Origin of the sequence: Actinomadura sp. (assembly GCF_044508335.1) — a bacterium.
Lineage (GTDB): Bacteria > Actinomycetota > Actinomycetes > Streptosporangiales > Streptosporangiaceae > Spirillospora.
On record NZ_JBIQHY010000106.1, the window covers coordinates 5416 to 12317 of the forward strand.

Annotated in this window: 9 protein-coding genes; 8 read left to right on the forward strand and 1 reads right to left on the reverse strand. The window is 71.2% G+C overall.

Annotation, left to right across the window (positions count from 1 at the left end; translation table 11 throughout):
* The 3 genes from ACIWVC_RS27215 to ACIWVC_RS27225 all read left to right on the forward strand — a co-directional run.
* On the forward strand, window positions 1-267 hold a 267-nt coding region (locus ACIWVC_RS27215; protein WP_396454752.1), incomplete at its 5' end, for a hypothetical protein.
* A 40-nt stretch (window positions 268-307) separates the two neighbouring features.
* On the forward strand, window positions 308-946 hold the full coding sequence (locus ACIWVC_RS27220) for an ATP-binding protein (RefSeq protein ID WP_396454753.1): 639 nt from the start codon (window positions 308-310) through the stop codon (window positions 944-946).
* Window positions 943-1317 (forward strand): VOC family protein, encoded by a 375-nt coding sequence (locus ACIWVC_RS27225; RefSeq protein ID WP_396451132.1) that lies wholly within the window; start codon window positions 943-945, stop codon window positions 1315-1317. The genes ACIWVC_RS27220 and ACIWVC_RS27225 overlap by 4 nt, the downstream gene beginning before the upstream one ends.
* A 197-nt stretch (window positions 1318-1514) precedes the next feature.
* Here ACIWVC_RS27225 and aceE read toward each other — a convergent pair whose 3' ends face one another.
* Complete coding sequence (aceE, locus tag ACIWVC_RS27230; RefSeq protein WP_396451130.1) at window positions 1515-4298, reverse strand: pyruvate dehydrogenase (acetyl-transferring), homodimeric type; 2784 nt, start codon at window positions 4296-4298, stop codon at window positions 1515-1517.
* Between the two features lie 319 nt (window positions 4299-4617).
* Between aceE and ACIWVC_RS27235 the strand changes: the two genes are divergently transcribed.
* From ACIWVC_RS27235 to ACIWVC_RS27255, 5 genes are all read left to right on the forward strand, one after another.
* Window positions 4618-4815, forward strand: a complete 198-nt coding sequence (locus tag ACIWVC_RS27235; protein ID WP_396451128.1) for a DUF1918 domain-containing protein — start codon at window positions 4618-4620, stop codon at window positions 4813-4815.
* Between the two features lie 72 nt (window positions 4816-4887).
* The gene (locus ACIWVC_RS27240; RefSeq protein WP_396451126.1) at window positions 4888-5295 is read left to right on the forward strand and encodes a secondary thiamine-phosphate synthase enzyme YjbQ; all 408 of its coding nucleotides are present in this window, start codon (window positions 4888-4890) and stop codon (window positions 5293-5295) included.
* A gap of 227 nt (window positions 5296-5522) precedes the next feature.
* A complete protein-coding gene (locus tag ACIWVC_RS27245) occupies window positions 5523-5951 on the forward strand; it encodes a DUF3052 domain-containing protein (protein WP_396451124.1) in 429 nt (142 codons plus the stop codon).
* Between the two features lie 18 nt (window positions 5952-5969).
* Complete coding sequence (locus tag ACIWVC_RS27250; protein WP_396451122.1) at window positions 5970-6464, forward strand: peroxiredoxin; 495 nt, start codon at window positions 5970-5972, stop codon at window positions 6462-6464.
* A gap of 69 nt (window positions 6465-6533) precedes the next feature.
* Window positions 6534-6902, forward strand: coding sequence for a hypothetical protein (locus ACIWVC_RS27255; protein ID WP_396451121.1), 369 nt, complete (start codon window positions 6534-6536; stop codon window positions 6900-6902).

Sequence of the window (6902 nt, forward strand, 5' to 3'; positions counted from 1 at the left end):
GATCGCTGGCTGGAACTGGGCCGCCCCTGCGCCGTCCTGTCCCGGGACGAGGACGAACTGCGGGGCAAACTGCGCCTGAAGCCCTGCGTGTCCCTGCCCAACCACGAGATCGCCGACGACGAGGTGACCGTCGACACCGCCGAGCATCCTCGCGCCGAGGAACTGCGCGAGGTGTGGGAGGAGATCTGGGGTGAAGAGCGCAGGGTCTCCAAGTGGTCTCAGCTGCAGATCGGCGGAAGGAGAGCTGAACGGTCAGCCCGGCGCTGAACCCGCGGTCGGCGAACAGGCGGAGCGGCAGCAGCAGGGCGTGCCCGCGGCGGGCGCGGCCGCGTTCGTGGACGGCGAACGCGGCGAGCAGGACCGGCGCCGACGCGAATGCGACGACCGTCCACCAGGGCCATCCCGCCTGGCGGCCCTCGATGAGCGGATAGACCAGCGCCGCCACGCCGCCGGCGGTGAGCACGGTCCCGAGGACGTCCAGCGAGGGTGGACGATCGGCCTTGGTCTGCGGCACCAGCGTGAACGCGCCGGCCAGCGCGAGGACACCGACCGGGACGTTGACCAGGAAGACCGCCCGCCAGCCGAGGCCGAGCACGTCGTCCGACACGAATGCGCCGCCCAGCAGCGGCCCGGCGACAGCACCGGCGGACGGGTGACGGTCAGCCTGTCCGGCGGCGGCGACTTCTACCTGCTGGAGGTCGCCGATGACGGCGCGGGCGGCGGGCGGCCGCGGGTCAAGGGGGAGACGGGGGCCGAGGGCGGGCGCGGGCTCAGGATCGTGGCGGCCCTGGCGGAAGCCTGGGGGTTCCGGACGGACGGCGACCGCACCATCGTGTGGGCGCGGTTCCCGTCGCCGTGCGGGATCTTGTCCGCAAACACCGACAGGGGGTTGTCGGAACGCTCACGGACGCTGGTGCCCACAGCGTTCGAAGGAGGACAGCGATGAGCGTTCCCGCGTTCAACACCGTCACGTGGTTCCAGGTCGGCACCGACGCGCCGGAGGAGGCCCGCCGCTTCTACGGCGACATGTTCGGCTGGCAGTTCACGCTCGACCCGGACGCCGACGGCTACGACCTGGTCAGCTACCCGGGTTCCGACATGCCGAGCGGCGGCATCTCGCACGAGCCGGACGCCTCCCGCAACCACGCGATGTTCCTGGTCATGGTGGAGGACGTCGAGGCCACCTGCGAGCAGACGGTGAAGCACGGCGGCAAGGTCGCCCTGCCCGCCCTGACCACGGCCAACGGCCTCAAGTTCGCCTACCTCCAGGACCCGTCCGGCAACACCTTCGGGGTCTTCACGCCCCCGGCCGGCTGACCAGCGAAGGCAAAGGGCCCCGAGGGGAAACCTCGGGGCCCTTCCGGTGATTGCGGCCTACACCTCCGCAATCACCCTCTTGGAGCGGCCTCAGCCACCGTCACGGGTCGGGCGGCCGGAGGGCGCCCAGCGCCCGGAGGTCGCACGACCGATCGACTGGCTCGTGGCGGGGGTCTGGGGGTCGCCCCCCAGATAGATCACGCGTCACCGCCGGTGTTGCTTTCGCGGCTGCTCACACCGCCTGCGAAGACGTCGCTGACCTTGGCGTTCAGGTTGTAGCGCTCGATCGCCAGGGGCAGTGTCTCCGGCTTGACCTCGCCGTGGCGGGCGAGGCGGGTGAGCACGGCGAGGACGATCGACGCCGCGTCCACGTGGAAGAAGCGGCGGGCGGCGGCGCGGGTGTCGGAGAAGCCGAACCCGTCGGTGCCGAGCGAGGTGAAATCGCCGTGCACCCACGGGGCGATCTGGTCGGGTACGGCCCGGGTGTAGTCCGATACCGCGACGATCGGCCCGGTGACGTTGTCGAGCGTCCGGGTGACGTACGGGACGCGCTGCTCGGCGTCGGGGTTCAGCATGTTCCACTCGTCGCACGCGCGGGCCTCGCGGGCCAGCTCGTTCCACGAGGTCGCCGACCACACGTCCGCGGCGACGCCCCAGTCGTCGGCGAGGAGCCGCTGCGCCTCCAGCGCCCACCGGCCGCCGACGCCGGACGCGAGGATCTGCGCGCGCGGCGCGTCCCCGTCGGCGGGGGTCTCCGCCGCCCGGTACCGGTACAGGCCCTTGAGGAGGCCGTCGACGTCGAGGCCCTCGGGTTCGGCGGGCTGCTGGTAGGGCTCGTTGTAGACGGTGAGGTAGTAGAAGATGTCCTCGCCGTTCGGGTGCTCCTCCGACGATCCGTACATGCGGCGCAGCGCGTCCCGGACGATGTGGCCCAGCTCGAACGCCCATGTCGGGTCGTAGTGGACGCACGCCGGGTTCGACGCGGCGAGGAGCGGGGAGTGGCCGTCGGCGTGCTGCAGGCCCTCGCCGGTGAGCGTGGTGCGGCCGGCGGTGGCGCCGAGCAGGAAGCCGCGGCCCATCTGGTCGCCGAACGCCCACATCTGGTCGCCGGTCCGCTGGAACCCGAACATCGAGTAGAAGATGTACACGGGGATCATGTGCTCGCCGTGCGTGGCGTAGGTCGTGCCCGCGGCGATGGCGGACGCCATCGAGCCGGCCTCGCTGATGCCCTCGTGCAGCATCTGGCCGCTTTCGGACTCCTTGTAGGAGAGGAGGAGCTTGCGGTCCACCGCGTCGTACGTCTGCCCGTGCGGGGAGTAGATCTTGGACGTGGGGAACAGCGAGTCCATGCCGAACGTGCGGTACTCGTCCGGGGCGATCGGCACGAACCGGGCGCCGATGTTCTCGTCCTTGATCAGGTCCTTGAGGAGCCGGACGAACGCCATGGTGGTGGCGACGTTCTGCTTGCCGGAGCCCTTGCGCATCTCGCTGTAGACCGGGTCGCCGGGCAGCTTGAGCGGTTTGGCGCGGACGACGCGCTTCGGCAGGAAGCCGCCGAGCGCGGCGCGGCGCTCGCGCATGTACTGGATCTCGTCGGAGTCCTCGCCGGGGTGGTAGTAGGGCGGCAGCGGCTGCTCCAGCGCCGAGTCGGGGATGTCCAGGTAGAGCCGGTCGCGGAACTCCTTCAGCTCGGCCTTGGTGAGCTTCTTCATCTGGTGGGTGGCGTTGCGGGCCTCGAAGTCGGAGCCGAGCGTCCAGCCCTTGATGGTGTGCGCGAGGATCACCGTCGGCTGCCCGACGTGCTCGCGGGCCGCCTTGAACGCCGCGTACACCTTGCGGTAGTCGTGCCCGCCGCGCGACAGCTTGCGCAGCTCGTCGTCCGACAGGTGCTGGACGATCTTGCGCAGCCGCGGGTCGGCGCCGAAGAACTTCTCCCGGATGTACGCGCCGGACTCCACGGAGAACGTCTGGAACTGGCCGTCCGGGGTGGTGTTCATCTGGTTGACCAGGACGCCGTCGACGTCCTGCGCGAGCAGCGGGTCCCAGTCGCGGCCCCAGATGACCTTGATGACGTTCCAGCCGGCGCCGCGGAAGAACGACTCCAGCTCCTGGATGATCTTGCCGTTGCCGCGCACCGGGCCGTCGAGCTGCTGCAGGTTGCAGTTGACGACGAAGGTGAGGTTGTCGAGCTCCTCGCGGGCGGCGAGGCCGATCGCGCCGAGCGACTCCGGCTCGCCCATCTCGCCGTCGCCGAGGAACGCCCACACGTGCGAGCGGGACGTGTCCTTGATCTTGCGGTTGTAGAGGTAGCGGTTGAACCGCGCCTGGTACACCGAGTTGATCGCGGTCAGGCCCATGGACACCGTGGGGAACTCCCAGAAGTCCGGCATGAGCCGCGGGTGCGGGTAGGACGACAGCCCGCCGCCCGGGTGCGACTGCTCCTGCCGGAACCCGTCCAGCTTCTCTTCGGGGAGGCGGCCCTCCAGGAAGGCGCGGGCGTAGATGCCGGGCGCCGCGTGCCCCTGGATGAACACCTGGTCGCCGGACTCGCCGTGGTCCTTGCCGCGGAAGAAGTGGTTGAAGCCCACCTCGTACAGCGACGCCGCGGAGGCGTAGGTGGCGATGTGCCCGCCGACGCCGAGTTCGGGGCGGTTCGCCCGCGACACCATGATCGCGGCGTTCCACCGGATGTAGGCGCGGATGCGCCGCTCCACGTGCTCGTCGCCGGGGAACCAGGGTTCGTGCTCCGGCGGGATCGTGTTGATGAAGTCGGTGCTGCGCAGGCCGGGCACCCCGACCTGCAGTTCTCGGGCCCTTTCCAGGAGGCGGAGCATCACGTACCGCGCCCTGCCGCGGCCTTCGGTCTTGATGACCGTGTCCAGCGACTCCAGCCACTCCCGGGTTTCGTCCGGGTTGATGTCGGGCAGCTGGCTCGGCAGGCCGTCGCTGATGATTGAGAAGCGTTGACGTCCGGAAGCCACGGGGTCCCCTCTGTCCTTACCGTCTTTGCTGGTGAGACCCGTGGCCCGCCGCGCGGGAGGCCACCGGTCCCCGGCAGACTGTCGGTCGCTCGTCTGGTGATCCCCATCGTCGCCGTTTATGACGGCCAACGCATCTCTACCAACCGGTAACCATTCTCCCCGGTCAACGGGGGTTCCGGCCCTCGCGAAGTGGCCTTTTCCACCATCGGAAGGGGATTGCCCTCGACGCGGCGCGGGGAACGTATGAGGCTGAGGGCAACGACCCGCCACACCCGGCACGGTCCGCCCCGGAGGCGGACGAACGAGCTTGGGAGGAGTGATGTACGGACAGATCGGAGACCGGCTGCACGTCCACGGCAACATCGTCGGGCAGCCGGACCGGACCGGTGAGATCATCGAGGTGCGCGGACCGGACGGCGGCCCGCCGTACCTGGTCAGGTTCGACGACGGCCGCGAGACCCTCGTCTACCCCGGCCCGGACGCGGTCATCGAGTCCCGGGAGCAGGTCCCGCACTGACGGGCGGCCGGCGCCGGCCGGTTTCGTCCGGCGCGGGTGCGTCCGCGGCCGCGGATCGGGTAGACACGGATCATGGAGAGCACCGTGGTCCGGGTGGCCACCGGTACGAGGGAGGCCGTCCACGACATCACGGCCGACTGCGAACGGTTCGCCGCGTCGGCGGGCGGCGACGGGCTGCTGCACGTCTTCGTCCCGCACGCCACCGCCGGCGTGGCGATCCTCGAACTGGGCTCGGGCAGCGACGACGACCTGCTGGCGGCGCTGCGCGACCTGCTGCCGGCGGACGACCGCTGGCGGCACGCGCACGGCTCCAGGGGGCACGGGCGGTCGCACGTGATGCCCGCGCTCGTCCCGCCGTACGCGACCGTCCCGGTCGTGGGCGGGCGCCTCGCCCTCGGCACGTGGCAGTCGATCGCCCTCGTCGACCTCAACGTGGACAACCCCGACCGGCAGGTCCGGCTGTCCTTCCTCAGGGGATGAGCGCGGCGGGCCGGGGGCGCGGGGGGCCGCGCCGTGCGGCGGGGGGCGAAACGAGGAATCCGGCCAATGAGGGCGGCAAAAAGCCCGGAAGACACTTGCGCTAGTGGCCCTCACTTGTGTGGACTGTCCCGCAAACACCGCACAGGTGCGGGCGGGCCGCCCATCCCGGGGGGCTGGGAACGACAGTGCACGGCACCGTGCGGACTGACGACAATGGGAGGACTTTCGTGAGCGCGACCGCGGGTCAGGCGCAGTCTGAGCGCAGCCTGGCCGAACGGCTCGGCCTCAAGGCGGGCCAGGTGGTGCAGGAGATCGGCTTCGACGACGACGTCGACGAGGAGCTTCGCCGCTCCGTCGAGGAACTCACGGGGAACGAACTGGTCGACGAGGACTACGAGGACGTCGTCGACACCGTGCTGCTCTGGTGGCGCGAGGACGACGGCGACCTGTTCGAAGGTCTGACCGACGCGATGATCCCGCTCACCGGCGGCGGCAACATCTGGCTGCTGACGCCGAAGGCGGGCCGGGAAGGGCACGTGGAGCCGAGCGACATCGGCGAGGCCGCGCAGACGGCCGGGCTCTCGCAGACCAGCAGCATCAGCGCCGCCAAGGAGTGGTCAGGCACGCGGCTGGTCGCGCCCAAGGTCCGCAAGTAGCCGGGGGACGGTAGGGGAGTGGCCGTCAATGCGGGCGACGCCGGCGCGGCCGCCGTCGGCGTGGGGGACGCGGCGCCGGATTTCGAGCTGCGGGACCAGCACGGCACGCCGGTGCGGCTGTCGGGGTTCCGCGGCCGGAAGAAGGTCGTCCTCGTGTTCTACCCGCTGGCGTTCAGCGGCGTGTGCACCGGGGAGCTGACCCGGCTGAGGGACGAGTTCCGGGACGTGGCGGGCGACGAGGGCGACGTGCGGCTGCTCGCCGTCTCGGTCGACTCGATGTTCGCGCTGCGCGCCTGGTCAGATCAGGAGAAGTTCTGGTTCCCGCTGCTGTCGGACTTCTGGCCGCACGGCGGGACCGCACAGCGATACGGCGTTTTCGACGAGGCGAAGGGGCTGGCGCTGCGCGGCACCTTCGTCATCGACACCGAGGGCGTGGTCCGGTGGAAGGTCGTGAACGCGCTGCCGGACGCACGTGACATCGACGAGTACCGCAAGGCGCTCGCCGGGCTCTGAGCGAAACGGACCGGTTCCGCGCCGCCGCGGCAGGTGGCCGGAACCGGTCCCCGCACCTCTGGAGGTGTGATGCCCTGCTTCCGCTGCGGGGCGCGGCAGACCGATCCCGTGCGCGGCGCGAGCCCGTGGCGGCGCGGCGTCCGGGCGGACCGCCAGGTGCTGGTCTGCCCCGGCTGCCAGGCCGGCCGCGACTGGGCGGACGACCTGGACCGCTGCGCGGCCTGCGGCTCGGCCGCCCTGGTGTGCCGGCTCGGCGAGGTCGAGTGCCGCGACTGCGGGCACACCCGCCCCGCCGTCCGGGACGAGGCCGGTCCCGGCGACCTGGTGCATTCCGGCGCCGAGCGGCCGGCCGGCGCGGACGGGCCGTCGGACGGCGGCCTGTCGGAGGAGGTGGCGGCGGCCCTGTCCCGCGTCCTCAAACGCGGCCCGGCCCGCTGA

What these genes read in the sequence shown, in the direction of transcription:
- ACIWVC_RS27225 (WP_396451132.1), top strand. Translation starts at nt 943, where the DNA reads ATGAGCGTTCCCGCGTTCAACACCGTCACGTGGTTCCAGGTCGGCACC.
- ACIWVC_RS27235 (WP_396451128.1), top strand. Translation starts at nt 4,618, where the DNA reads ATGTACGGACAGATCGGAGACCGGCTGCACGTCCACGGCAACATCGTC.
- ACIWVC_RS27240 (WP_396451126.1), top strand. Translation starts at nt 4,888, where the DNA reads ATGGAGAGCACCGTGGTCCGGGTGGCCACCGGTACGAGGGAGGCCGTC.
- ACIWVC_RS27255 (WP_396451121.1), top strand. Translation starts at nt 6,534, where the DNA reads ATGCCCTGCTTCCGCTGCGGGGCGCGGCAGACCGATCCCGTGCGCGGC.